Origin of the sequence: Pseudomonas sp. SB113 (assembly GCF_040754745.1) — a bacterium.
Lineage (GTDB): Bacteria > Pseudomonadota > Gammaproteobacteria > Pseudomonadales > Pseudomonadaceae > Aquipseudomonas > Aquipseudomonas grimontii.
The window spans coordinates 202808-226621 of record NZ_JBFMHW010000003.1; the positions used below are offsets into that span (position 1 = coordinate 202808).

Genomic DNA, 23814 nt, shown 5'->3' on the forward strand with positions numbered 1-23814 from the left:
TTTTGACACCTTCGCGTTTCCGACTCCGCAGACATATGTGAAGATGCGCGCGCCAAAGTGCTCTCCCCACTCTTGTGCCAAAAAAGGACTTTTCATGTATATCGGCAAAGCAGCCCAGCTGTCGGGCACCACCGTCAAGACTATCCGCCACTATGAAGACATTGGTTTGCTGCCGCCGCCCGTGCGCGAAGGGACGTATCGGGTCTATAGCCAGCAAAGCGTTGAGCTGCTGACGTTCATCAAATGCGCTCAGCAACTAGGCTTCAAGCTCAAGGAAATGCAAGTGATCCTTCAGGATCACCGGGGGAAGGAGCTGCCGTGGGATTTGGTCAGCCAGGCCATTGCGGATAAAAAGCTGGAGCTGAAAAACCAGATCCAAGGACTGCAAAACGTCTATGACGGCCTTGAACAGTTCGAAAGCAGCCTCAAGGACGCCCAGTACCAGTGCCGGTTTGAACATCTTTCCAAAATGGCCTGAACGAACGCGCTGCATGACCTCTGCCCGCTGACGGCTATTTGCGTGAGATGATTTCTAAAGGTGGGGGAGACTCCAAGTGCCATTGCGGGTTTTTAACCGACAGGCGAGCGCGTCAAAGCCAGATTAGGCTTTTGAAACCATTGGATATTCTGTAGCCTTGCGCAGCTTCACTTTTAGCCGTGCTTGATGAACACAATCACTTCGTCCGGCGGCGCCCGAAGGGCTCCAGAGCCGGTGGTACACTCGACTTTCGCGCAGCTGCGCCTGCAGGTCTTGCGAACATGACGCACATTTCCGAACGCCTACTGGTTCAAGCCCACCTCGACGCCAAGCAGCCCAAGGCCCTCAGCGCCGAGGAAGAGGCAAGCCTGCGTGCCGCCATCGCCGCCGAGCTCAAGGCTCAGGACGCGGTGCTGGTTGCCCACTTCTACTGCGATCCGGTGATCCAGGCCCTGGCCGAAGAAACCGGCGGCTGTGTCTCCGACTCCCTGGAAATGGCCCGCTTCGGCGCAGCCCATCCGGCCAAGACCGTATTGGTCGCCGGTGTACGTTTCATGGGCGAGACCGCCAAAATCCTCACCCCCGAAAAACGTATCCTCATGCCGACCCTGGAAGCCACGTGCTCCCTGGACCTGGGGTGCCCGGTGGATGAGTTTTCGGCGTTCTGCGACCAGCATCCCGAGCGCACCGTGGTGGTGTATGCCAACACCTCGGCGGCAGTCAAAGCCCGCGCCGATTGGGTGGTGACTTCCAGCTGTGCGCTGGAAATCGTCGAAAGCCTGATGGATAACGGCGAGACCATCATCTGGGGCCCGGACAAACACCTAGGGACCTACATCCAGCGCCAGACCGGTGCCGACATGCTGCTGTGGGACGGTGCGTGCATCGTCCACGAGGAGTTCAAGTCCAAGCAGTTGGAAGACATGAAGGCGCTGTACCCGGACGCAGCGATCCTGGTGCACCCGGAATCGCCGACCTCGGTGATCGAATTGGCCGACGCGGTGGGTTCCACCAGCCAGTTGATTGCGGCGGCACAGCGTCTGCCGAACAAGACCTTCATCGTGGCGACCGACCGCGGCATCTTCTACAAGATGCAGCAGCTGTGCCCGGACAAGGTCTTCGTCGAAGCGCCCACCGCCGGCAACGGCGCCGCGTGCCGCAGTTGCGCACACTGCCCGTGGATGGCGATGAATACGCTGGAGCGCACGCTGCAGTGCCTGCGTGAGGGCAGTAACGAGATATTCGTCGAGCCGTCGGTGATTCCCCACGCCGTGCGGCCGCTCAAGCGCATGCTGGATTTCACTCAGGCTGCGCGCCTGAAGCTGGTGGGTAACGCCTGAACCGAGGCGAGCTCGGTTAAAAATGTGGGAGGGGGCAAGCCCCCTCCCACATTTTGATCTCCAATTAAGAAAGGTATTATTTCTTTTGCTTCGGGATGCGCACCAACTGCGTATCCGAGTAGATGTCATGCCAACTGCGTTTCTGCTTGTCGAACAACGACCAGACAAACCCCAGCCCCACGCACAACCATGACGCAATCGACACGACAAAGCGCAACAGCGCCTGCCACAGGCTGATGCGCGTGCCGTCGGCGTTTTGCACGCGTACGCCCCAGACCTGCATGCCCAGGGTTTGCCCGGAATGGGTCCAGAACTTGGCAAAGAAACCAAACAGCACAAAGAACAGAATCGTCGACAGCAGCGGGTCACCGTCCAGCGCGCCGGATTCGGTGAGGGTGCGCATCTTGGCTTCGCCCACGAACGCGATCCACACCAGCTTGTAGATAAACGCGGTGACGATCAGCAGCGCGGTGCACAACAGGAAGTCATAGAACATCGCTGCCAGGCGACGGCCCAGGCCAACGGCGGGGAACTCGCCTTGGGGACTCAGCAAGGGTTTGGGCATGGCTGGGCTCTCTGAGGAAAAAAACCATTTTACGGAATAGCGCCCATAAAAAAGCCCCTGATGTCATGTCAGGGGCTTTTTGTTGCAGAAAGGATCAGCCTTCTGCTTGTACTTCGTCAGCCTGCATGCCTTTCTGGCCTTGAACTGCAACGAAGGTGACCTTCTGGCCTTCCTTCAGGCTTTTGAAGCCGTTGCCTTGAATAGCGCGGAAATGCACGAACAGATCCGGACCGCTTTCTGGAGTGATAAAACCAAACCCTTTCTCGTCGTTAAACCACTTGACGGTACCGCTCTGACGATCAGCCATTTTCTTATTTCCTTGACGCTAAAAATTAATGACAGCCCCTTTCACAGGAAAGAGTACTGGGCTGGGTTGCAGGAAAGTAAGAGACGTCGAACGGGTTGTAGCAAACTTTGGCTACTGCCCAGGTCCAGGTTCCAAGCGACCCATGCAAACACAGTGGGCAAACTCTACGCCAACTAATATAGAAAAAACAAGCCCCGCCAAAAGCCCAGCGTTTACTCGGCCACATGGCACTTCGCTGAATAATGGGAGGCTTGCTTATTCGATAGAACAGGTCACTTGTTATAGGTTAAATCCTATAACGATGACTATCGTCGCTGCACTGTTTTATGGCGGTTGCGTTACAGATTAGTGCACGTTAACGCAACCGCGTTACTTATAGGAACAGTCAATCAGCCACGATAGTAACGTTGCGGCACGAATGGCATTTTACTTACACGAAGTGGCACCTTTTTCCCACGCACCAACGCAGACACTTCGGTGTCCAGCGCGATGAATGCGCTGTCCAGGTAACCCATGGCCAGCGGGCCGCCCAGGCTCGGGCCAAAGCCACCGCTGCACACACTGCCGATCACGGTGCCGTGTTCGTCGACGATCTCTGCACCTTCACGCACCGGGGTGCGTTCCTGGGGCAGCAGACCTACGCGCTTGCGGCTCACACCGGTTTGCTGCTGGGTGAAGATGCGGTCGGCACCCGGGAAGCCAGCGGCACGTGCACCGTCGGCGCGACGGGCCTTGGAGATCGCCCACAACAGGCTGGCTTCGATTGGGGTGGTCTCGGTGTTCATGTCGTGGCCGTACAGGCACAGGCCGGCTTCCAGGCGCAGCGAGTCACGGGCGCCCAGGCCGATGGCCTGCACTTCGTCCTCGGCCAGCAGGCTGCGTGCCAGGCTTTCGGCGTTGGCGGCGGGCACGGAGATTTCAAAGCCGTCTTCACCGGTGTAGCCGGAGCGGCTGACGTAGCACTCCACGCCCAGCAGGCGCAGGGAGGCGAATTGCATGAAGGTCATCTGGGTGACTTCCGGTGCCAGGCGCGCCAGCACCTTGACCGCCGCCGGGCCTTGCAGGGCGAGCAGGGCGCGCTCTTCGAACAGCGGCTCGATGCTGCATTGATCGCCGATATGCGCACGCAGGTGCGCCAGGTCCTGGTCCTTGCAGGCGGCGTTGACCACCAGGAACAGTTCGTCGTTACCCAGGTTCGCCACCATCAGGTCGTCGAGGATGCCGCCCTGCTCATTGGTGAACATCGCGTAGCGCTGCATGCCGACCGGCAGGTCGATGATGTCGACCGGTACCAGGGTTTCCAGGGCCTTGGCGGCGTTGGCGCCGGTGAGGCGGATCTGGCCCATGTGGGACACGTCGAACAACCCGGCCTGTTCACGGGTGTGCAGGTGCTCCTTCATCACGCCCAGTGGGTATTGCACCGGCATGTCGTAGCCGGCAAAGGGCACCATGCGTGCACCCAACTCGAGGTGCAGGGCGTGCAATGGGGTTTTCAACAGGGTTTCGGTGGACATATTCAGCTCCTGAAAAACGTGCTGGCGCGCCTTTAGGCGTCAGCACTCGATAATGTTGACCGCCAAACCGCCACGGGCGGTTTCCTTGTATTTGCTTTTCATGTCGGCGCCGGTCTGGCGCATGGTGCGGATGACCTTGTCGAGCGAGACGAAGTGTTGCCCGTCGCCACGCAAGGCCATGCGCACCGCATTGATGGCCTTCACCGAGCCCATGGCATTGCGCTCGATGCACGGCACCTGCACCAGCCCGCCAATCGGGTCGCAGGTCAGGCCGAGGTTGTGTTCCATGCCGATCTCGGCGGCGTTTTCCACCTGGGAAACCGTACCGCCCAATACTTCGCACAACGCGCCAGCGGCCATGGAACAGGCCACGCCGACTTCACCCTGGCAACCGACTTCGGCCCCGGAGATCGAGGCGTTTTCCTTGTACAGAATCCCGATGGCGGCGGCGGTGAGCAGAAAGCGCACCACGCCGTCTTCGTTCGCGCCGGGGATAAAGCGCATGTAGTAATGCAGCACCGCCGGCACAATCCCGGCCGCGCCGTTGGTGGGCGCCGTGACCACGCGCCCGCCGTTGGCGTTTTCTTCGTTGACGGCCAGGGCGTACAGGTTGACCCAATCCAGTACCGACAGCGGGTCGCGCAGGGCCGACTCCGGGTTCTTGCACAACTGGCGATGCAAGGCGGCGGCGCGACGCTTGACCTTCAAGCCGCCGGGCAAGATGCCTTCGTTGCGACAGCCGGCTGCCACGCAGTCCTGCATCACCTGCCAGATCTTCAGCAGGCCGGCGCGGGTCTCTGCTTCAGGGCGCCAGGCACTTTCATTGGTGAGCATCACCTGGCTGATGGACAGCCCATAGGTGGTGCAATGGCCGAGCAAGTCCTTGGCATGCTTGAACGGGAACGTCAGGGGCGTGGCGTCTTCGACGATCCGGTCGGCGCCGGCGGCGTCTTCATCCACCACGAAACCGCCGCCGACCGAGTAGTACTCGCGGCTGCGGATCTGGATGCCCGCCGCATCAAAGGCACGAAAGATCATGCCATTGGGGTGGTAGGCCAGCGGTTTGCGAATCATCGCCAGATGTTCTTTCTCGTTGAACGTAATGCTGTGTTCGCCGAGCAGGTTCAAGCGACCGTCGCCGCGCATCTGCGCAAGGCGCGCGGCCACGGTTTCGGTGTTCACGGTGTCCGGGTGTTCGCCTTCCAGGCCCAGCAGCACGGCCTTGTCGCTGCCGTGCCCTTTGCCGGTGGCGCCGAGGGAGCCATAGAGTTCCACCTTGATGCCGGTGGTGGTGCTCAGCAGGTTGTCACGCTTGAGGCCCTCGGCGAACCGAGCGGCCGCGCGCATGGGGCCGACGGTGTGGGAGCTGGAGGGGCCGATGCCAATCTTGAACAGGTCGAACACGCTTAACGACATGAGTTGTTCTCCGGTTTCTTATTATTCATGGGGTCAAAATGTGGGAGGGGGCTTGCCCCCGATAGCGGTGTGTCTGTCACCAGATTGATCAACTGACACTCCGTTATCGGGAGCAAGCCCCCTCCCACATTTGATTGAGTTCAGCCTCGGGTTATGCGTAGCTCTCGATTGAAGGGCATGCGCATACGAGGTTGCGATCACCAAACACGTTGTCGACCCGGCCAACCGGCGGCCAGTACTTGCCTTCGATCAGAGACGCTACCGGGTATACCGCTTGTTCGCGGCTGTAAGGGTGGCTCCATTCGCCCACCAGTTCCGCCGCAGTATGCGGGGCGTTTTTCAGTGGGTTGTCGTCCTTGTCCAGGGTGCCGTTCTCCACTGCGCGGATTTCTTCGCGGATGGCGATCATGGCGTCGCAGAAGCGGTCCAGTTCTTCCTTGGATTCGCTTTCGGTCGGCTCGATCATCAGCGTGCCGGCCACCGGGAACGACATGGTCGGTGCGTGGAAGCCGAAGTCGATCAGGCGCTTGGCCACGTCGTCTACGCTGATGCCGCTGCTGTCCTTCAGCGGGCGCAGGTCCAGGATGCATTCGTGCGCCACCAGGCCGTTGCTGCCGGTGTAGAGCACGGGGTAGTGCTCTTCCAGGCGACGGGAAATGTAGTTGGCATTCAGGATCGCCAACTGCGACGCGCGCTTGAGGCCGGCGCCGCCCATCATGCTGATGTACATCCAGGTGATCGGCAAAATGCTCGCGCTGCCGAACGGCGCCGCACACACCGCGCCTTCCTTGCGCGCCATGGCCGCGTGGCCGGGCAGGAACGGGGTGAGGTGGGACTTGACGCCAATCGGGCCAACGCCCGGGCCGCCACCGCCGTGGGGGATGCAGAAGGTCTTGTGCAGGTTCAGGTGGGACACGTCGCCGCCGAACTTGCCCGGGGCACAGAGGCCGACCATGGCGTTCATGTTGGCGCCGTCGATGTACACCTGGCCGCCGTTGTCGTGAACGATGCCGCAGATTTCGCGGATGCCTTCTTCGAACACGCCGTGGGTGGACGGGTAGGTGATCATCAGTGCCGCGAGGTGTTCGCGGTGCTCGATGGCCTTGGCGCGCAGGTCTTCGATGTCGACGTTGCCACGGGCATCGCAGGCGGTGACGACCACGCGCATACCGGCCATGTTGGCGGTCGCCGGGTTGGTACCGTGGGCCGACGACGGGATCAGGCAGATGTCGCGACGCTCTTCGCCACGGCTCTGGTGGTAGGCACGGATCGCCAACAGGCCGGCGTATTCACCCTGGGAACCGGCGTTCGGTTGCAGCGAGATTGCGTCGTAACCGGTGGCCGCGCAGAGCATGGCTTCCAGCTCGGAGGTCAGTTGCAGGTAACCGCTACTTTGCTCGGCCGGGGCGAACGGGTGCAGGGCACCGAATTCGGCCCAGGTCACTGGGATCATTTCGCTGGCGGCGTTGAGCTTCATGGTGCATGAGCCCAGCGGGATCATGGTGCGGTCCAGGGCCAGGTCTTTGTCCGCCAGCTTGCGCAGGTAGCGCATCAGCTCGGTTTCGGAGTGATAACGGTTGAACACCGGGTGGCTGAGGATCGGCGACTGGCGCAGCAATGCGGCAGGCAGGCTGCTGTCCACGGCGGTGTTGAAGTCCGGCAGGGCTTTGCCCGCAGCGAAGAGCGCCCACAGGGTTTCGATATCGGCTTGGGTGGTGGTTTCGTCGACCGACAGGCCAACCCGCTCAGCATCCACCACGCGCAGGTTGATGCGCTGGGTGCGGGCCTTGTCGTGCAGTGCGCCAGTGTCGGCGCCGGTGTGCAGGGTCAGGGTGTCGAAGAAGTGTTCCTGCTCGACCTTGAGGCCCAGTGCGGTCAAGCCCTTGGCGAGGATCGCGGTCAGGTGATGAATGCGGTTGGCGATCTGGGTCAGGCCCTTGGGCCCGTGGTACACGGCGTACATGCTGGCGATGTTGGCGAGCAGCACTTGGGCGGTGCAGATGTTGCTGGTGGCTTTCTCGCGGCGAATATGTTGCTCGCGGGTCTGCATGGCCAGGCGCAGGGCCGGCTTGCCGAAGCGGTCTACCGACACACCGACGAGACGCCCCGGCATGTCGCGCTTGAACGCATCCTTGGTGGAGAAGTACGCCGCGTGCGGGCCACCGAAGCCCAGTGGGACGCCGAAGCGTTGCGCGCTGCCGATGGCCACGTCGGCGCCGAACTCACCCGGAGGGGTCAGCAGGGTCAGGGCCAGCAGGTCGGCGGCCACGGCCACCAAGGCGTTGGCGGCGTGGAAGCGCTCGGTCAGCGCGTGGTAGTCGAACACGTCACCGTTGCTGGCCGGGTATTGCAGCAGGGCGCCGAAAAACGCGCTGACGTCGGTCAGTTCGCGTTCATCGCCCACGACCACGTCAATGCCCAGCGGCTCGGCACGCGTGCGCAGTACATCGAGGGTTTGCGGGTGGCTGTGGATAGAGGCGAAGAAGGCGTTGCTGCCCTTGTTCTTGCTCAGGCGCTTGCAGAAGGTCATGGCTTCGGCGGCGGCGGTGGCTTCATCCAGCAGCGAAGCGTTGGCGATCGGCAGGCCGGTGAGGTCGCTGATCAGGGTCTGGAAGTTCAGCAGCGCTTCCAGGCGGCCTTGGGAAATCTCTGGCTGGTAGGGGGTGTAGGCGGTGTACCAGGCCGGGTTTTCCAGCAGGTTGCGCAGGATCGGCGACGGCGTATGGCAGTTGTAGTAGCCCTGGCCGATGTAGGTCTTGAACAGTTGGTTCTGGCTGGCAATGGCCTTGATCTTGGCCAGGGCCTCGGCTTCGCTCAGGCCGTCTTCCAGGCCGAGCACGCTGGTGCCCTTGATGCTTTCCGGGATCACGCTGGCGCTCAGGGCTTCCAGGGAATCGAAGCCCAGGCTGGCGAGCATTTGCTGCTCATCTTGCGGGCGCGGGCCGATGTGGCGGGCGATGAATTCGTTGGCGGTGCTCAAGTTGATCGTCATGGCGCGCTCCTCAGGCTTCAGCGTTGGCTTTGATCAGGCGGTCGTACGCGTCCTGATCCAACAGTTTAGCTACCGCCCCGGCATCGGCCGGTTTAAAGCGGAAGAACCAGCCTGCGCCCATCGGGTCTTCGTTGACCAGTTCCGGGCTGCCATCGAGCTTGTCGTTCACTTCCAGCACTTCACCGTCCAGCGGCATGTACACGCCGCTGGCGGCCTTGACCGATTCTACGGTGGACGCTTCAGCGCCCTTGGCGTAGGCCTGCAACTCCGGCAGTTGCACGAAAACCACATCACCCAGCGCGTCCTGTGCGAAAGCGGTGATACCCACGGTGACGCTGCCGTCAGCTTCGGCGCGCAGCCATTCGTGATCTTCAGTGAAACGCAACTCGCTCATGGAAACTCCTCAGGGCCAGATTCGTCTGGCGGACGGGATTGGAATAATGGGGAGTTACTTAGCAATATCGCGGCCAATCTTATTAATTCGTTATAAATCAACAGGTTAATAAATTTGGTTATAGGCTTATACGTTTCCACTGTAGCGATTTCGCTACAGTCAGGCCTGGGAAAAAAAGCCTATGTGGATCAAAGCCTTGGATGGCGCGCAAAAAGCAGGGTTGTAGCGAAATCGTTACGCTGTAGCGCTTTCAGTACAGCGGATGTCGTTCTCAGACCCTTTTTGAAACGCAACCCGGTAGGCGTCCAGCTCAGGGCTTATTGGGTATGCCGTACTTGCGCAATCGATGGGCGATGGCTGTGTGGGAGGTTTGCAGGCGACTGGCCAATTGCCGGGTCGAGGGATAGCTGGCGTAGAGTTTCTCCAGCAGGCCGCGTTCGAAATCCTCGACCGCCTGTTCGAGGCTGTCGATTTCACCGTCGCTTTGGCGGGCCACCGAGGTGCCGGCAATGTCCAGGTCGCCGATGTCCACCAGGCTGCTTTCGCAAATGGCGGCGGCGCGGAAGATCACGTTCTGCAGCTGGCGCACATTGCCCGGCCAACGGTTGCCCAACAGCGCCGGATAGGTGCCGGGCGCCAGGCGACACACCGGGCGCTGGATCTGCGCGCAGGCCTGCTGCATGAAGTAACGGGCCAGCAACAGGATGTCCTGGCCGCGTTCGCGCAGCGGCGGCACTTCGACGTTGAGCACGTTGAGACGGTAGAACAGGTCTTCGCGAAAGGTGCCTTCGCTGACCATTTTTTCCAGGTTGCGGTGGGTGGCGCTGAGGATGCGCACATTGACCTTCACTTCGCGGTCGCCGCCCACCCGACGGAAGCTGCCGTCGTTGAGAAAACGCAGCAGCTTGGCCTGCAAATACGGCGACATTTCGCCGATTTCATCAAGGAACACCGTGCCCTGGTTGGCCAGCTCCATCAGCCCCGGCTTACCGCCGCGCTGGGCGCCGGTAAAGGCGCCGGGGGCGTAACCGAACAATTCGCTTTCGGCGAGGTTCTCCGGCAATGCGGCGCAGTTCAACGCCAGGAACGGTGCACTGTAGCGCGCGCTGATGGCGTGGCAGGCCCGCGCCACCAATTCCTTGCCGGTGCCGGTTTCGCCCTGGATCAACAGCGGTGCATCCAGCGCGGCCACCCGTTGCGCGCGGGCCTTGAGGGTGCGGATCGCCGGTGATTCGCCCAATAGCGCGTCAAAGCCTTCGGCATGGTCGTGGTGCAGCGCCGACAGTTGTTCACCGATGCGGTTCGGCTGGTACAGCGTGAGCAGGGCGCCGGCATCGGTGATTGGCGTGGCGTCCAGCAAGAGGGTCTGGCCGTTGACGCTGATCTCGCGCAGGGGCAGGCGAAAGCCCTGTTCCAGCAAGGTGTCCAGCAACGCCGGGTCGTTGAACAGCTCGGTGATGCTTTCCCCCGCCGGTTCGCGCCCGTACAGCGCGATCAGTGCCGGGTTGGCCAGCAGGATCGTGCCCGCGCTGTCCAGCGCCAGCACCGGGTCGGTCATGGCCGCCAGCAGGGCGTCGAGTTGCAGGTGACGGCGTTGGCCAGGGAGGATGTCTACCACCGTCACCGCCTGTACACCGTGCACGCTGAACAGCGCGTCGCGCAGCTCTTCGAGCACCTCGGCGCTCAGCGTCGGGGCGTCGATGTAGACGTTGGGCGGCACCATTTCCACCGCATCCAGGTTGAGATTGCGCCCACCAAGCAAGGCCAGGACTTCCTGGGTAATGCCGACGCGGTCGATGAAGCTGACGTGGATACGCATGGGGCGGTTAGCAATTCTGGAGAGCGGGAGGCGGCAAGTATGCCTTGGAGCGGGGCACAGGTGAAATCTGACAAATAATGGAGATCAAAATGTGGGAGGGGGCAAGCCCCCTCCCACATTTTGCACAGTGTTATGTCAGTGCAAGCGCATTACGCCAAGTGTTCAGGCTTGACCGGGTCGCCGGATTTCACATCCAGTTGATGCCGCACATCCTCGAACATCTGGTCGTACTGCTTGTGCATCGAGCCATTCAACACCGCAATCTTCGGCATCCCATACTTCTGCGCGATGTTCATCGCATGCCGGGCAAAGTCGAATGCCTGGTCCTTGGGTAAAAAGAACTCTTCCTTGAGATCCTTGCCCTGCACCGAGCCGTGCAGCTTGAACAGCATGCCCTTGCCTTCCTTTGGGTCCTGGCTGACTTCGTAATCGATGCACAGGTTGTAGCTGTAGTCGTCCTTGTTAAGGGCGTGACGTTCGACGTGCAGGTGACCGGGTTCAAAGGTGGCCATAGGCGTATCTCCTCTACTTCACAGATAGGTGATGCCAGGTGTTGCCGTGCTGATGCGCGTGCCGGCGCTGCCCTGGACGATGGCTTCGATGTCGGAGAGTGAACCGATCACTGCGGTTTTGCCAGTCTGGCGGGCGAACTCGCAGGCGGCTTGCACCTTGGGGCCCATGGAACCGGCGGCGAAGCCGAGTTTTTCCATGTCGTCGGGGTGGGCCTGGCCGATGGCTTTCTGGGTCGGCTTGCCGAAGTCGATAAAAGCGGCGTTGACGTCGGTGGCGATCACCAGCAAATCGGCGTCCAGTTGCGTGGCCAGCAACGAGGAGCACAGGTCTTTGTCGATCACGGCTTCGATGCCTTTGAGCTTGCCGTCTTCACCGTACAGGGTCGGGATACCGCCACCACCGGCGCAGATCACGATGGCGCTTTTTTCCAGCAGCCACTTGATCGGGCGAATCTCGAAAATACGTTTGGGCCGTGGGCTGGCCACGACGCGGCGATATTTATCGCCATCCGGGGCGATGGCCCAGCCTTTCTCGGCGGCGAGTTTTTCCGCTTCGGCCTTGGAGTACACCGGGCCGATGGGCTTGGTCGGGTTCTGGAAGGCAGGGTCCTTGGGGTCCACTTCCACCTGGGTGAGCAGGGTGGCGAACGGCACTTCGAAGTCCAGCAGGTTGCCCAGTTCCTGTTCGATGATGTAGCCGATCATGCCTTCGGTCTCGGCACCGAGCACGTCCAGCGGGTACGGCGAAACGCTGGTGTAGGCCGCCGCCTGCAACGACAGCAGGCCGACCTGCGGGCCATTGCCGTGGGCGATGACCAGTTCGTTGCCGGCATGGATCTTGGCGATCTGTTCGGTGGCGATGCGGATATTGGCGCGTTGGTTGTCTGCGGTCATGGGTTCACCACGGCGCAGGAGGGCGTTGCCGCCCAGGGCTACGACGATGCGCATAATGCAATCCTTCTATGGGTGTGAACACAGAGGCCAATGTGGGAGGGGGCTTGCTCCCGATAGCGGTATGTCAGGCAACTTATCTGTAGCTGATCCGCCGCCATCGGGGGCAAGTCGAATCGTCGCACCGCCCCTCCCACATTTGACCGTGTAGCCTTTAGATATCCGCGAGTGCCGACACCAGGATCGCCTTGATGGTGTGCATGCGGTTTTCCGCTTGCTCAAAGGCGATGTTGGCCGGCGACTCGAAGACTTCCTCGGTCACTTCCACGCCATTGGCCAGGTTCGGATACCGCGCGGCGATGTCCTTGCCGACTTTGGTTTCGCTGTTATGGAACGCCGGCAGGCAGTGCATGAATTTCACCCGAGGATTGCCCGAGGCTTTCATCATCTTGGCGTTGACCTGGTACGGCAGCAGTTGCTCGATGCGTTCGTCCCACGCTTCCACCGGTTCACCCATGGACACCCAGATATCGGTGTGGATGAAGTCCACGCCCTTGACTGCTTCCTTCGGGTCTTCGGTGATGGTGATGCGCGCGCCGCTTTCTTCGGCAAACGCCTGGCACTGTTTGATGAAGTCTTCGTGGGGCCACAGGGCTTTCGGCGCGCCGATGCGCACGTCCATGCCGAGCTTGGCGCCGATCATCAGCAGCGAGTTACCCATGTTGTAGCGAGCGTCGCCCAGGTAGGCGTAGCTGATGTCATGCAGCGGCTTGTCGCTGTGCTCGCGCATGGTCAGGGTGTCGGCGATCATTTGGGTCGGGTGGAATTCGGCGGTGAGGCCGTTGAACACCGGCACGCCGGCGAACTTGGCCAGCTCTTCGACGATTTCCTGCTCGAAGCCACGGTACTCAATGGCGTCGAACATGCGGCCGAGGACGCGGGCGGTGTCTTTCATGCTTTCTTTGTGGCCGATCTGCGACGACACCGGGTCGATGTAGGTGACGTGGGCACCCTGGTCGTGGGCTGCCACTTCGAAGGCGCAACGGGTGCGGGTCGAGGTTTTTTCGAAGATCAGCGCGATGTTCTTGCCTTGCAGGTGCGGACGCTCGGTGCCGGTGTATTTGGCGCGCTTGAGGTCGCGGGACAGGTCCAGCAGGTAATTCAGCTCGCGGGTGGTGTGGTGCATCAGCGAGAGCAGGCTGCGGTTGCGCATATTGAAAGCCATGGTGGATCTCCTTAGGTTTCGGTTATCCCCTTGGCCACTGCTGGATAAGCAGCGGCCAAGGCCAAAAAATTAATAGTCGATTGGGTCGCGGATGATCGGGCAGGTCATGCAGTGGCCGCCGCCACGGCCACGGCCGAGTTCACCGGCGCTGATGGTGATGACTTCCACGCCGGCCTTGCGCAGCAGGGTGTTGGTGTAAGTGTTGCGGTCGTAGCCGATCACCACGCCCGGCTCCACGGCCACCACGTTGTTGCCGTCGTCCCACTGCTCGCGTTCGGCGGCGAAGCTGTTACCGCCGGTCTCGACCACGCGCAGGGCCTTGAGGTTGAGCGCAGCGGCCACGGTCTCGAGGAAGTTGGTTTTTTCGCGCTGAATGTCGATGCCGTGGGGCTTGCTTTCGTCAGGGCGCAGGGTGAAAGGCACGATCTGGTTGACCACTTCGGGGAAGATGGTCACCAGGTCGCGGTCGCAGAAGCTGAACACGGTGTCGAGGTGCATCGCTGCGCGGGATTTCGGCAGGCCGGCAACGATCACGCGCTCCACGGCTTTGTTCTTGAACAGGTTGCGCGCCAGTTGGCCGATGGCCTGGTGGGACGAACGCTCGCCCATGCCGATCAACACCACGCCATTGCCAATCGGCATGACGTCACCGCCTTCGAGCGTGGCGGCACCGTGTTCCTGGTCGGGGTCGCCGTACCAGATCTGGAAGTCTGCGTTGGTGAATTCGGGGTGGAATTTGTAGATGGCGCTCGCCAGCAGGGTTTCCTGGCGTCGCGCCGGCCAGTACATCGGGTTGAGCGTCACGCCGCCGTAGATCCAGCAGGTGGTGTCGCGGGTGAACTGGGTGTTGGGCAGCGGCGGCAGGATAAAACTGGCGTGGCCGAGGAAGTCGCGGAACATCTCGATGGTCTTGCCACCGAAGCTGCTCGGCAGGTCATCGGCCGACACGCCACCGATCAGGAACTCGGCGATCTTGCGTGGCTCCAGGCTGCGCAGCCAGGAGCTGACTTCCTCGACCAGGCCCAGGCCCACGGTGTTGGAGGTGATCTTGCGTTCCAGGATCCAGTCCAGGGCTTCGGGGTTGGCAACGATATCGGTCAGCAGGTTGTGCATTTCCAGCACATCAATGTCCCGTTCGCGCATCTTGGTCACGAAGTCGAAATGGTCGCGCTTGGCCTGGGCTACCCAGAGCACGTCATCGAACAGCAGTTCATCGCAGTTGTTAGGGGTCAGCCGCTGGTGGGCCAAGCCTGGGGAGCACACCATGACTTTGCGCAGTTTGCCGGCTTCGGAATGTACGCCGTACTTCACTTTTTCCGTGGTCATTACAGATCCTCCAGTGAACGTCAGTTACAGAGTCAGGAAGCCGTCGTAGAGGCCATAGGCAGCCACCAGGGCGCCAATGACGACTGCGGCGAAAATCAGCTTCTCGACGTTGGTGAAAATCGGTTTGCCCAGTTCATGCTTGGCCTTGGCGAACAGGATCGCGCCGGGGGCATAGAGCAGGGCGGACAACAGCAGGTACTTGGTACCGCCGGCATAGAGCAGCCAGACCGCGTAGATCAGTGCGATCGCGCCGATAAACAGGTCCTTCCTGCGCTCCTTGAGGGCGTTTTCGTAGGTTTCGCCGCGTACCGCCAGCAGCAGCGCATAGGCCGCCGACCACAGGTAAGGCACCAGGATCATCGAGGTGGCGAGGTAGATCAGCGACAGGTAGGTACTGGCGGAAAACAGCGTGATCACCAGGAATATCTGGACCATGGCGTTGGTCAGCCACAGGGCGTTGGCCGGCACATGGTTGGCGTTTTCCTTGCGCAGGAACTCCGGCATGGTGTGGTCCTTGGCGGCGGCGAACATGATCTCCGCACACAGCAGCACCCACGACAGCAGCGCCCCCAGCAACGAGATGATCAAGCCGACGCTGATCAGCACCGCACCCCAGTGGCCCACCACATGTTCCAGCACGGCGGCCATCGACGGGTTCTGCAGCTTGGCCAATTCCGGTTGGGTCATGATGCCCAGGGACAGCACGTTCACCAGCATCAGGAACAGCAGCACGGTGATAAAGCCGATCACGGTGGCCTTGCCGACGTCGCTGCGTTTTTCAGCACGGGCCGAGAAGATGCTCGCGCCTTCGATACCGATGAACACCCACACGGTGACCAGCATCATGTTGCGCACCTGGTTCATCACGCTGCCCAGGTCCGGGTTCTTCACGCCCCAGATGTCAGCGGTGAAGATGTCCAGCTTGAAGGCGAACACGGCGATCAACACGAACAGCACCAGCGGCACCACCTTGGCGACGGTGGTCACCAGGTTGATGAACGCCGCTTCCTTTATCCCGCGCAGCACCAGAAAGTGCACGGCCCACAGCAAGACCGACGCGCCAATCACCGCCGCAGGCGTATTGCCTTCGCCAAAGATCGGGAAGAAGTAACCGAGGGTGCTGAACAGGAGGACGAAGTAACCGACGTTGCCCAGCCAGGCGCTGATCCAGTAACCCCAGGCCGACGAAAAGCCCATGTAGTCACCGAAGCCGGCCTTGGCGTAGGCGTAGACGCCGCCGTCCAGATCAGGTTTGCGATTGGCCAGGGTCTGGAAGACGAAGGCCAGGGTCAGCATGCCCACGGCGGTAATTACCCAACCGATCAATACCGCGCCAACATCGGCACTGGCGGCCATGTTTTGCGGCAGAGAGAAGATCCCGCCGCCAATCATTGAGCCGACGACAAGTGCAACCAGTGCACCCAATCGAAGTTTTCCGGGAGATTCAGACATCGCATAACTCCAATGCAGGAGAAGAGAGACCACAGAATAATTCCGTGCGCTAATCAAACAGCTGACTCAGATCACTTCATTGGCACATTCCATTGTGAATTAATGACTTAGACTGGAAAGTCGTGGGCAATAGTTTTCCGCGCAAAGGCGCTTTCCAGAGCGATCTCTGCGGTTTGGTCAATCATTTAGTGCTGCGTATGGACGTTTGAAACTAGCCCGTTTTCCCGAATGTGCAAACTTTTCGCAACGGCGACAATAAATAGCTTGGAAGCGACAAAGTATTCGGCGTATTTAAAATCTAAATAAGCCTAAACTATAAAAACTGTCATGCCGTTGAGTTATGAGCGTGGCGGTTTTATCGCTGTCTTTAATAAACGCTACACTCGCTGAGTTAATTAGTTGAGTGCACGGTTGTCCGCTCAAATCTTATTCAGGAGTCTGCATGTCTCAACCGACCCAGAAACTTCGGCTTGGCGCCCTGATTGCCCTGGTGGTGGGCTCGATGATCGGCGGGGGGATTTTCTCGTTGCCGCAGAACATGGCCGCGCGCGCGGAGGTGGGCGCGGTGTTGATCGGTTGGGCGATCACCGCCGTGGGCATGCTGACCCTGGCCTTCGTCTTCCAGACCCTGGCCAATCGCAAGCCGGAACTGGATTCCGGGGTGTACGCCTACGCCAAGGCGGGTTTCGGCGACTACATGGGTTTTTCGTCGGCCTGGGGTTACTGGATCAGCGCGTGGATGGGCAACGTCGGTTATTTCGTGTTGCTGTTCAGCACCCTCGGCTATTTTTTCCCGGTGTTCGGCCAAGGCAACACGCCGGTGGCCATCGGCTGCGCATCGTTGCTGCTGTGGGCCGTGCACTTCCTGGTGATGCGCGGGATCAAGGAAGCCGCGTTCATCAACCAGATCACCACCGTGGCCAAGCTGGTGCCGCTGCTGATGTTCGTGGTCATCGCCGCCGTGGCGTTCAAGGCGGATATCTTCACGGCTGACATCTGGGGTCTGGAAAAGCCGCAATTCGGCAGTGTGGTGGACCAGGTGCGCAATATGATGCTGGTCACGGTATTTGTGTTTATCGGCATCGAAGGCGCCAGTGTGTATTCGGCGCGGGCCGAGAAGCGCGCGGACGTGGGGCGGGCCACGGTGATCGGCTTTCTCGGCGTGCTGGCGCTGTTGGTGCTGGTGAATGTGTTGTCCCTCGGCATCATGAGCCAGGCGGAGCTGGCCGGCCTGCAAAACCCGTCCCTGGCCGGTGTGCTCGAGCATATCGTCGGTCCCTGGGGCGCGTTGCTGATCAGTATCGGCCTGGCCGTGTCGCTGCTGGGGGCCTTGTTGTCCTGGGCGCTGCTGTGTGCCGAGATCCTCTATGCCACCGCCCATGACAAGACCATGCCGGCCTTCCTGAAAAAGGAAAATGCCAACCAGGTGCCGGTCAACGCCTTGTGGCTGACCAATGTGATGATCCAGGTCTTCCTGGTGATCACGCTGTTTTCCCACAGCACCTACACCACCCTGATCTACCTGGCGTCGTCGATGATCCTCGTGCCTTACCTGTGGTCGGCGGCTTACGCGGTGTTGCTGAGTGGGCGTGGTGAAACCTATGAAGGTGCCCACCGCCATCGCATCAAGGACCTGCTGGTGGGGTTGATCGCCCTGGGTTACGCCGTATGGTTGCTCTACGCCGGGGGCCTTAAATACCTGCTGCTGTCGGCGCTGCTGTATGCGCCGGGCGTGATCCTGTTCGCCCTGGCCAAGCGCGAACAGGGCCAGCCGTTGTTTACCCACGTTGAGAAAGGCATTTTCAGCTGCGTGATCGCCGGTGCAGGGCTGGCGGCGTATGGGTTGTACAGCGGGGTGTTGTCGTTGTGATGGGGTGACGGTACTGGCCTCATCGGGAGCAAGCCCCCTCCCACATTTTGAATATGTTCACCCATCAAAGTGTGGGGGGCTTGCTGCCGCTAGCGGCCGTCAAGTCACCATTGAGGCCGGTGGGAGCCCAATTCTCCCGCCGGCAAATCCCATTGCAATGGCGTACCGCTGATAGTCAGCGGGGGCAGCAGCCGATGGGCCTGGCCCCAGGCGGTCTGTTCGACGACCAGGCCTTGATCCCCTGGTTCTTCCTCGCGCAACGACGGTTGCTCGGGCACTTGGCCTGCTTGCACCAGTAACGTTGCGGTGCGTGCCAACGACAACCGCGCCGAACCACCGCGCCCCGACTGCAGCCGTTCGCCCAGCGCCTGAATCGCACTGGCCGCCATCAGATACCCGGTCGCGTGATCCAGCGCCTGCAACGGCAGTGGCACCGGTTTATCCGCGTGTTTCCAGAGCATGCCGGCCTCGGCGATCCCGCTGCTCATCTGCACCAGGCTGTCGAAGCCCCGGCGATTACGCCACGGGCCGCTCCAGCCGTAGGCGTTGAGGCTGACGTCGATCAGGCCTGGGGCGAGGTGTTGCAGTTCGGGGGCGGTGTAGCCCAGATGCTCCAGGGCGTCAGCGCGGTATCCGTGGAACAGGATGTCGGCGTCCCTGAGCAAACGCTCGAAAACCCGCCGACCTTCGGGCGTTTTCAGGTCCAGGCGCGCGCAGCGTTTGCCCAGGGTCATTTCCGGGACTACACCGGGTTCGTTCCAGGTGGGTGAGTCGATGCGCAGTACATCCGCGCCGAGGCCGGCAAGGAAACGACTGGCCACCGGGCCGGCCAATACGCGGGTCAGGTCCAGCACCTTGAGGCCGGCCAGCGGGCGTGCCAGCGAACCGTGCCAGGGTTTGTCGGTCGTGGTTTCGAAGGTCTGGCGTTGGACCAGCGCCTCGGCGTTCACCGCCAACCCCTGCGGATGTTGCTGCCAGGCTTGCCAGGCACGCATCTGCGCGGCGCAGCCACCTTGGTCGACAATCGCCTGTTCCAGTTCTGCCGCGTTCCACGCCGCGACCTTGCCGGCCATCCCGGCGCGGTCGGCGACCTTGCCCAGCACCCGCTCGGCGGCGGCACGGTGATGAGGCGCGTTGGTATGCAGGCGAATCCAGCCATCGGCGCTGGCGTAATCGCCGGCCACCGGATCCCACAACGGTGGCACTTGCCAGCCCAGCGGGCGGATCGAGGACGAGAACCAGAAAGAGGCGAGGCGTCGGTCCACACTCACCTCGGGCTGGCGCCCGGTCTGTTGCCGGATCAACTGGGCGACGGCCTGCCCGGCGGCGCCGATGCTGGCACTGGCCAGCTCGGTGACAGCGAAGGTCGAGGGCAGGGCGCCAGCCTCGGTGAAGGTCAGCGGGGTGTGGGGTAGATCGAGTGCGGCTTGGATGGGAGTCAGCAGGTCAGTCATCAAAGGCCCTCCGTAAGAGAAGGGCCACTATAGAAGATCATCACACCGGCGTGACAACTCCCGGTTCCAACGGCAGGTCGATGCTGGCGATAAAACCACCGGCTGGGTGATTGGCCAGGATCAGGCTGCCACCGTGGCGTTCGGCCGCGCGTCGCGCGATCGCCAGGCCCAGGCCGTGGCCTTGGGCGGTCTGGCCGGGAGCGCGGTAGAACGGTTCACCGAGTTGGCTCAGGTGTTCGGCGTCCACGCCGGGGCCATGGTCGCGCACGCTGATCAGGATACGTTCGCCCTGGCGCTGGGCGTGCAAATCGATCGGTTGCCCCGGCGGGTTGAAGCGCTGGGCATTGCGCAGCAGGTTATCCACAGCCCGTTCGATCATGGTCGGCCAGCCCTTCAGTTGCAGGTCGGCGTCGGTGCTCAGTTGCACCACCTGGTCCGGCGCGCTGAGTTGGGCATCCTTTTGCAGGGTTTTGAGCAGGGGGATGAGGTCGATGTCTTCGGCGCTGGCATTGTCGGCATCGACGCGGGCCAGCACCAGGATCTCGCTGATCAGCGCTTCCAGGCGGTCGCATTCGCGGGTCAGGCGTGGCCAGAGTTTTTCCCGTTCTTCGGGGCTGGCGCGCTCGGCCAAGGCCAGGGCGATGCGCAGGCGCGCGAGGGGCGAGCGCAGCTCATGGGACACGTCGCGCAGCAGCTGGCGTTGACTGCCGATCAGGCTTTGCAGGCGTGCGCCCATGCGGTTGAAGTCGGTGGCGAGTACGCCGAACTCATCGCGGCGGTTAGCCAGTTGCGCCAGGCTGTTCTGCTGGTAGGTGGCCTGGCCGAGGTCATGCACGGCGCCGCGCAGGCGGCTTAGTGGGCGGGTGATGGACAAGGTGACGAACAGGCTGAACAAGGTCAGTACCACCAGGGCAATCGTCAGTGCGCTCAAGGGCCATGCCAGGCTGCTGCGGTGCCACTCGTCCAGTTCCGGGTGCGGGATGCGGTAGATCAACAGGTAGGTGTCGCCGGTCTTCTCGCTGGTGTACTCGGCGGTCAGGCGTCGCCAGGGCAGATGGCCTTCCTTGCTGTCGTTCTGTCGGGCTTCAAAGGCGGCGGCGCGGCGCGGGAAGGTGCCGCGCACCACCGGCTCGCCGCTTTCGTTGAGCACTTGCACGTCGATGTGGTACTGGCGCTTGCGCTGTTGCAGCAGGTCCTGGGCAGCATCCTCACCCTGGGTTTCGTAGAGCTGGGTCCACTCTTGCGCCAGGTTATTGAGGCCGGGGTGGCGGCTGAGAATCCAGGCATCCTGGTTAAGCATGTGCCCAAGCAGGATCGACAACCCGGCAACCAAGGCGATGGCCAGCCAGAAACTGGCCAGGATGCGCCAGAACAATGAACGCACAGGAAACCCTCAAACAGGAAAAGCCCAGTGGTGGTGGCCACTGGGCTGGGAGTGTTAACGCGGGTGCATTATTGCGCTTTTTGCGACTGTTGCGCTTTCCAGGCCTGGAATTCCTTCCATTCTGCACGGCGCTGTTCTTGCTTCTTGACGATCTCGTCGAACTTCTTCTGCTGGTCAGGCTTGAGCACGGCACGGATATCGGCCTGGGTTTTCTGCTTGCCGGCGGCGATTTCATCCTGCATGGCTTTCTGGTCGGCGGCCGGGAGTTTGTCCAGGTACTTTTTGACCAGGTCCTTGCGAGCGTGCCATTGGTCACCCATCAGCTTGCCGATCTGCTCGCGCTGTTCGCGGCTCAGGTCCAGTTGGCTGAAGGGGCCGCCTTTGCCACGCGGACCGTGTTCACCGCCGTGGCCCGGGCCACCCATCATGTGCCCTTCAGGGCCGCCCATCGGGCCCGGGCCTTCAGGCAGTGCGGCCATGGCAACGGTCGGCAGGGCGGCGGCGAACATCAAAGCGATAAGGGTCTTGCGCATGGTGATTCTCCTGTTTCTATTCCGGTGAGTCCGGATGTGAGTAGATTACGGAGATCAAGGTCAGCCGCCGTCAGGAGAGGGTAAAGGTTTGGTAAGGGGGGCGGCAGCTGCAAGTTTTTAGCTGCAAGCGGCAAGTAACAGCTTTTCACTTGCCGCTTGTAGCTTGCAACTTATAGCTGCCTCTAGAGGCTGTAATAGTAGCCCCGGCTGCGCAACGCCACGATCCGTGGCCGGCCATCGGGGTGAGGGCCGATCTTCTTGCGCAGGTTGCTGACGTGCATGTCCAGGCTGCGATCGTAAAGGGTCAGCTTGCGGCCCAGGGCGATCTGCGCCAGTTCCTGCTTGTCCAGTGGCTCGCCGGGCTGGCGCAATAATGCTTCCAGCAGGCGGCTTTCGGAGACGGTGAGGGTGAATTCCTGCTCATCGATGCTGACCACGCCGCGCACCGGGCTGAAGCACAGGTCGCCCAGTTCCAGTTGGCTGGACACGGCGGCCGGGTGGCTGCGGCGCAATACCGCGCGCAGGCGCGCGGTGAGTTCGCGTGGGTCGCAGGGCTTGGCCAGGTAGTCGTCGGCGCCCAATTCCAGGCCGAGGATGCGGTCCAGGGGTTCGCCCCGCGCCGAAAGCATCAGCACCGGCAGCTCCGGATGGTCGTTGCGCAATTGCTTGAGCAGCTCCAGGCCGCTGCCGTCGGGCAGCATCACATCCAGTACCACCGCCGCCGGGGCGCTGTCGGCCAAGGCCTTGCGCGCGCTCAAGCCATCGTGGCAGGCGCGCACCTGGAAACCTTCCTGGCTCAGCCAACTGCTCAGCAGCTCGCAGAGCTCCTGGTCATCATCTATCAGTAACAGCTCGCTCATGACTCACTCAATTTAGCCATTGTCGACGGCGACGGTGCCCACCGCTGGCGAAGATCCCGCACAACAGGGCGATCAGTGCGACGGCCCCACCCGTGACGAACCATTGTTGCTGCTCGGTCAGCCAGCGGGTCAAGGCGCCGCCCTGTGCATCTTTGAGTTGCTGGGCCAGGCGTTGGTTCTCCTGGCGAAGGCGACTCAATTGAGCGCTTTCGCGGGTGGCATCCGCGCTTTGCAGTTGCTTGCTCAGTTCTTCACGCTGCCGCTCGCTTTCTTTCAAGCGTTGCTGCAACTCGGTGATCTGGGCGCCGGCGCTCAAGGACAGGGGCGTGGAACTGCCGGTGCTCGAGGTTTCTTCAGCGTGGGCCGTAGCCCCGATCATTAACACTGCCAACAGACACAACTGACGTAAGCGCATCGGAACTCCTGATTCCACACGAATATTCAGAACGTTGTCGGCAGGTTGCCGAAAATAATGAGCAATTAGGAGTGCGCCGTACTCAATAGGTTCGGCGCAATCGGGATCAGGGCAGGACTTGCTTGAAGGGTTTGATCACTACGTCGGCGTAGACCCCTGCGGCGACATAGGGATCGGCCTTGGCCCAGGCCTGGGCATCGGCCAGCGAGGCGAACTCGGCGACGATCAGGCTACCGGTAAAACCGGCGTCGCCCGGGTCGTTGCTGTCCACGGCCGGGTGCGGGCCGGCCAGCACGATGCGGCCTTCGGCTTGAAGGACTTTCAGGCGCTCGACGTGGGCCGGGCGCACGGACAGGCGTTTTTCCAGCGAGTTGGCAACGTCGGTGGCAATGATGGCGTAGAGCATGTCAGTCCTCGGTTTTCGGCGTAGTAGGCTCGGTGTCATGCAGGTGGCGCGACAGGTAGATGCCCTGGGCGACCAGGAACAGCACGGTCATGCCCAGGCTGCCGAACACTTTGAAGTCGACCCAGTAGTCCTGGAAGGTAAACGCCACGAACAGGTTGGCGGCACCGCAGAAGATGAAAAACACGATCCAGGCCACGTTCAAGCGTGTCCACACCGGTTCCGGCAGGGTCAGTGCGTGGCCCATGATCCGCTTGATCAGCAGGCGATCACCGATGAAGTGGCTGCCGATGAATGCCAGGGCGAACAGCCAGTTCACCACCGGCGCTTTCCATTTAAGGAAGGTTTCGCTGTGGAAGGCCAGGGTCAGGCTGCCGAAGACCAGGCAGGCGACCAGGGTCAGCCACTGGCTTTTTTCCAGTTTGCGCTGGGAAATGAAGATGGCGCCGTAGACCACCACAGAGCTGATGATGAGCACGGCGGTGGCACTGTAGATGCCGCCGACAGTCAGCTCATGGCCGGCCAGGTCGATGACCCTGGGGTCGAGTTTGTAAACGATGAAAAACAGCAACAGCGGGATGAAGTCGATGAATTGTTTCACAGTAAGAGCCAGAAGCTGGATGTGGCGGCATAATAACAAACATCCTTGGTTGCGATAGCGCCA

At 61.4% G+C, this 23814-nt stretch carries 22 protein-coding genes; 3 read left to right on the plus strand and 19 right to left on the minus strand.

The genetic code is table 11. The features are described from left to right. Positions 1-94 precede the first annotated feature (94 nt). Both AB1462_RS05580 and nadA read left to right on the plus strand, forming a co-directional pair. The gene (locus AB1462_RS05580) at positions 95-478 is read left to right on the plus strand and encodes a MerR family transcriptional regulator (RefSeq protein WP_090400558.1); all 384 of its coding nucleotides are present in this window, start codon (positions 95-97) and stop codon (positions 476-478) included. A gap of 281 nt (positions 479-759) precedes the next feature. Further along, the gene (gene nadA / locus AB1462_RS05585) at positions 760-1818 is read left to right on the plus strand and encodes a quinolinate synthase NadA (protein WP_090400557.1); all 1059 of its coding nucleotides are present in this window, start codon (positions 760-762) and stop codon (positions 1816-1818) included. A 76-nt stretch (positions 1819-1894) separates the two neighbouring features. Here nadA and AB1462_RS05590 read toward each other — a convergent pair whose 3' ends face one another. From AB1462_RS05590 to arcD (AB1462_RS05645), 12 genes are all read right to left on the minus strand, one after another. After that, positions 1895-2383: an RDD family protein gene (locus AB1462_RS05590; RefSeq protein ID WP_090400556.1), complete on the minus strand. Its 489-nt coding sequence runs from the start codon at positions 2381-2383 to the stop codon at positions 1895-1897. A gap of 94 nt (positions 2384-2477) precedes the next feature. Then, the gene (locus AB1462_RS05595; RefSeq protein WP_014339904.1) at positions 2478-2690 is read right to left on the minus strand and encodes a cold-shock protein; all 213 of its coding nucleotides are present in this window, start codon (positions 2688-2690) and stop codon (positions 2478-2480) included. Positions 2691-3079: 389 nt separating this feature from the next. Beyond that, entirely contained in the window at positions 3080-4204 is a 1125-nt protein-coding gene (gcvT, locus tag AB1462_RS05600; RefSeq protein WP_367246328.1) for a glycine cleavage system aminomethyltransferase GcvT, read from the minus strand. Between the two features lie 39 nt (positions 4205-4243). Further along, positions 4244-5620 carry an L-serine ammonia-lyase gene (locus AB1462_RS05605; RefSeq protein ID WP_259191395.1) on the minus strand — a complete coding sequence of 459 codons (1377 nt, stop codon included), beginning with the start codon at positions 5618-5620 and terminating at the stop codon, positions 4244-4246. Positions 5621-5771: 151 nt separating this feature from the next. Continuing rightward, entirely contained in the window at positions 5772-8612 is a 2841-nt protein-coding gene (gene gcvP / locus AB1462_RS05610) for an aminomethyl-transferring glycine dehydrogenase (RefSeq protein WP_259191394.1), read from the minus strand. Between the two features lie 10 nt (positions 8613-8622). Next, positions 8623-9006 carry a glycine cleavage system protein GcvH gene (gcvH, locus tag AB1462_RS05615; RefSeq protein WP_090400552.1) on the minus strand — a complete coding sequence of 128 codons (384 nt, stop codon included), beginning with the start codon at positions 9004-9006 and terminating at the stop codon, positions 8623-8625. A 310-nt stretch (positions 9007-9316) separates the two neighbouring features. Next, positions 9317-10825, minus strand: a complete 1509-nt coding sequence (locus AB1462_RS05620; RefSeq protein ID WP_315336396.1) for a sigma-54-dependent transcriptional regulator — start codon at positions 10823-10825, stop codon at positions 9317-9319. A 149-nt stretch (positions 10826-10974) separates the two neighbouring features. After that, positions 10975-11337, minus strand: a complete 363-nt coding sequence (locus AB1462_RS05625) for a DUF5064 family protein (protein WP_090400550.1) — start codon at positions 11335-11337, stop codon at positions 10975-10977. Between the two features lie 18 nt (positions 11338-11355). Then, the gene (arcC, locus tag AB1462_RS05630; RefSeq protein ID WP_367246330.1) at positions 11356-12285 is read right to left on the minus strand and encodes a carbamate kinase; all 930 of its coding nucleotides are present in this window, start codon (positions 12283-12285) and stop codon (positions 11356-11358) included. Positions 12286-12442: 157 nt separating this feature from the next. Then, positions 12443-13453, minus strand: a complete 1011-nt coding sequence (locus AB1462_RS05635; RefSeq protein WP_015885593.1) for an ornithine carbamoyltransferase — start codon at positions 13451-13453, stop codon at positions 12443-12445. Between the two features lie 69 nt (positions 13454-13522). Further along, the gene (gene arcA / locus AB1462_RS05640) at positions 13523-14779 is read right to left on the minus strand and encodes an arginine deiminase (protein ID WP_027605560.1); all 1257 of its coding nucleotides are present in this window, start codon (positions 14777-14779) and stop codon (positions 13523-13525) included. Positions 14780-14803: 24 nt separating this feature from the next. Beyond that, complete coding sequence (arcD, locus tag AB1462_RS05645; protein ID WP_027605561.1) at positions 14804-16231, minus strand: arginine-ornithine antiporter; 1428 nt, start codon at positions 16229-16231, stop codon at positions 14804-14806. A 442-nt stretch (positions 16232-16673) separates the two neighbouring features. Here arcD (AB1462_RS05645) and arcD (AB1462_RS05650) point away from each other — a divergent pair, with 442 nt between their 5' ends. After that, entirely contained in the window at positions 16674-18101 is a 1428-nt protein-coding gene (gene arcD, locus AB1462_RS05650; protein ID WP_065939153.1) for an arginine-ornithine antiporter, read from the plus strand. Between the two features lie 104 nt (positions 18102-18205). Here the strand turns inward: arcD (AB1462_RS05650) and AB1462_RS05655 are convergent, their stop codons facing one another. From AB1462_RS05655 to AB1462_RS05685, 7 genes are all read right to left on the minus strand, one after another. Next, positions 18206-19555 (minus strand): CoA transferase, encoded by a 1350-nt coding sequence (locus tag AB1462_RS05655; RefSeq protein WP_367246332.1) that lies wholly within the window; start codon positions 19553-19555, stop codon positions 18206-18208. A gap of 40 nt (positions 19556-19595) precedes the next feature. After that, on the minus strand, positions 19596-20939 hold the full coding sequence (locus tag AB1462_RS05660; RefSeq protein WP_315872395.1) for a HAMP domain-containing sensor histidine kinase: 1344 nt from the start codon (positions 20937-20939) through the stop codon (positions 19596-19598). Between the two features lie 68 nt (positions 20940-21007). Further along, a complete protein-coding gene (locus AB1462_RS05665) occupies positions 21008-21472 on the minus strand; it encodes an LTXXQ domain protein (protein ID WP_074847523.1) in 465 nt (154 codons plus the stop codon). A 182-nt stretch (positions 21473-21654) separates the two neighbouring features. After that, positions 21655-22332 (minus strand): response regulator transcription factor, encoded by a 678-nt coding sequence (locus AB1462_RS05670; RefSeq protein WP_027605566.1) that lies wholly within the window; start codon positions 22330-22332, stop codon positions 21655-21657. A gap of 7 nt (positions 22333-22339) precedes the next feature. Next, the gene (locus AB1462_RS05675) at positions 22340-22747 is read right to left on the minus strand and encodes a translation initiation factor 2 (protein WP_027605567.1); all 408 of its coding nucleotides are present in this window, start codon (positions 22745-22747) and stop codon (positions 22340-22342) included. Positions 22748-22853: 106 nt separating this feature from the next. Continuing rightward, positions 22854-23153: a YciI family protein gene (locus AB1462_RS05680; protein WP_027605568.1), complete on the minus strand. Its 300-nt coding sequence runs from the start codon at positions 23151-23153 to the stop codon at positions 22854-22856. Between the two features lies 1 nt (position 23154). Next, positions 23155-23751 carry a septation protein A gene (locus AB1462_RS05685; RefSeq protein WP_065925914.1) on the minus strand — a complete coding sequence of 199 codons (597 nt, stop codon included), beginning with the start codon at positions 23749-23751 and terminating at the stop codon, positions 23155-23157. Positions 23752-23814: the final 63 nt, after the last annotated feature.

Coding starts and splice junctions, on each gene's coding strand:
- AB1462_RS05620 (WP_315336396.1), bottom strand. CDS start 10,825: ATGCGTATCCACGTCAGCTTCATCGACCGCGTCGGCATTACCCAGGAA.
- arcC (WP_367246330.1), bottom strand. CDS start 12,285: ATGCGCATCGTCGTAGCCCTGGGCGGCAACGCCCTCCTGCGCCGTGGT.
- gcvP (WP_259191394.1), bottom strand. CDS start 8,612: ATGACGATCAACTTGAGCACCGCCAACGAATTCATCGCCCGCCACATC.
- AB1462_RS05590 (WP_090400556.1), bottom strand. CDS start 2,383: ATGCCCAAACCCTTGCTGAGTCCCCAAGGCGAGTTCCCCGCCGTTGGC.
- AB1462_RS05635 (WP_015885593.1), bottom strand. CDS start 13,453: ATGGCTTTCAATATGCGCAACCGCAGCCTGCTCTCGCTGATGCACCAC.
- nadA (WP_090400557.1), top strand. CDS start 760: ATGACGCACATTTCCGAACGCCTACTGGTTCAAGCCCACCTCGACGCC.
- arcA (WP_027605560.1), bottom strand. CDS start 14,779: ATGACCACGGAAAAAGTGAAGTACGGCGTACATTCCGAAGCCGGCAAA.
- AB1462_RS05595 (WP_014339904.1), bottom strand. CDS start 2,690: ATGGCTGATCGTCAGAGCGGTACCGTCAAGTGGTTTAACGACGAGAAA.
- AB1462_RS05625 (WP_090400550.1), bottom strand. CDS start 11,337: ATGGCCACCTTTGAACCCGGTCACCTGCACGTCGAACGTCACGCCCTT.
- AB1462_RS05655 (WP_367246332.1), bottom strand. CDS start 19,555: ATGACTGACCTGCTGACTCCCATCCAAGCCGCACTCGATCTACCCCAC.
- arcD (WP_027605561.1), bottom strand. CDS start 16,231: ATGTCTGAATCTCCCGGAAAACTTCGATTGGGTGCACTGGTTGCACTT.
- AB1462_RS05580 (WP_090400558.1), top strand. CDS start 95: ATGTATATCGGCAAAGCAGCCCAGCTGTCGGGCACCACCGTCAAGACT.
- AB1462_RS05675 (WP_027605567.1), bottom strand. CDS start 22,747: ATGCGCTTACGTCAGTTGTGTCTGTTGGCAGTGTTAATGATCGGGGCT.
- arcD (WP_065939153.1), top strand. CDS start 16,674: ATGTCTCAACCGACCCAGAAACTTCGGCTTGGCGCCCTGATTGCCCTG.
- AB1462_RS05605 (WP_259191395.1), bottom strand. CDS start 5,620: ATGTCGTTAAGCGTGTTCGACCTGTTCAAGATTGGCATCGGCCCCTCC.
- AB1462_RS05670 (WP_027605566.1), bottom strand. CDS start 22,332: ATGAGCGAGCTGTTACTGATAGATGATGACCAGGAGCTCTGCGAGCTG.
- gcvH (WP_090400552.1), bottom strand. CDS start 9,006: ATGAGCGAGTTGCGTTTCACTGAAGATCACGAATGGCTGCGCGCCGAA.
- AB1462_RS05680 (WP_027605568.1), bottom strand. CDS start 23,153: ATGCTCTACGCCATCATTGCCACCGACGTTGCCAACTCGCTGGAAAAA.
- gcvT (WP_367246328.1), bottom strand. CDS start 4,204: ATGTCCACCGAAACCCTGTTGAAAACCCCATTGCACGCCCTGCACCTC.
- AB1462_RS05665 (WP_074847523.1), bottom strand. CDS start 21,472: ATGCGCAAGACCCTTATCGCTTTGATGTTCGCCGCCGCCCTGCCGACC.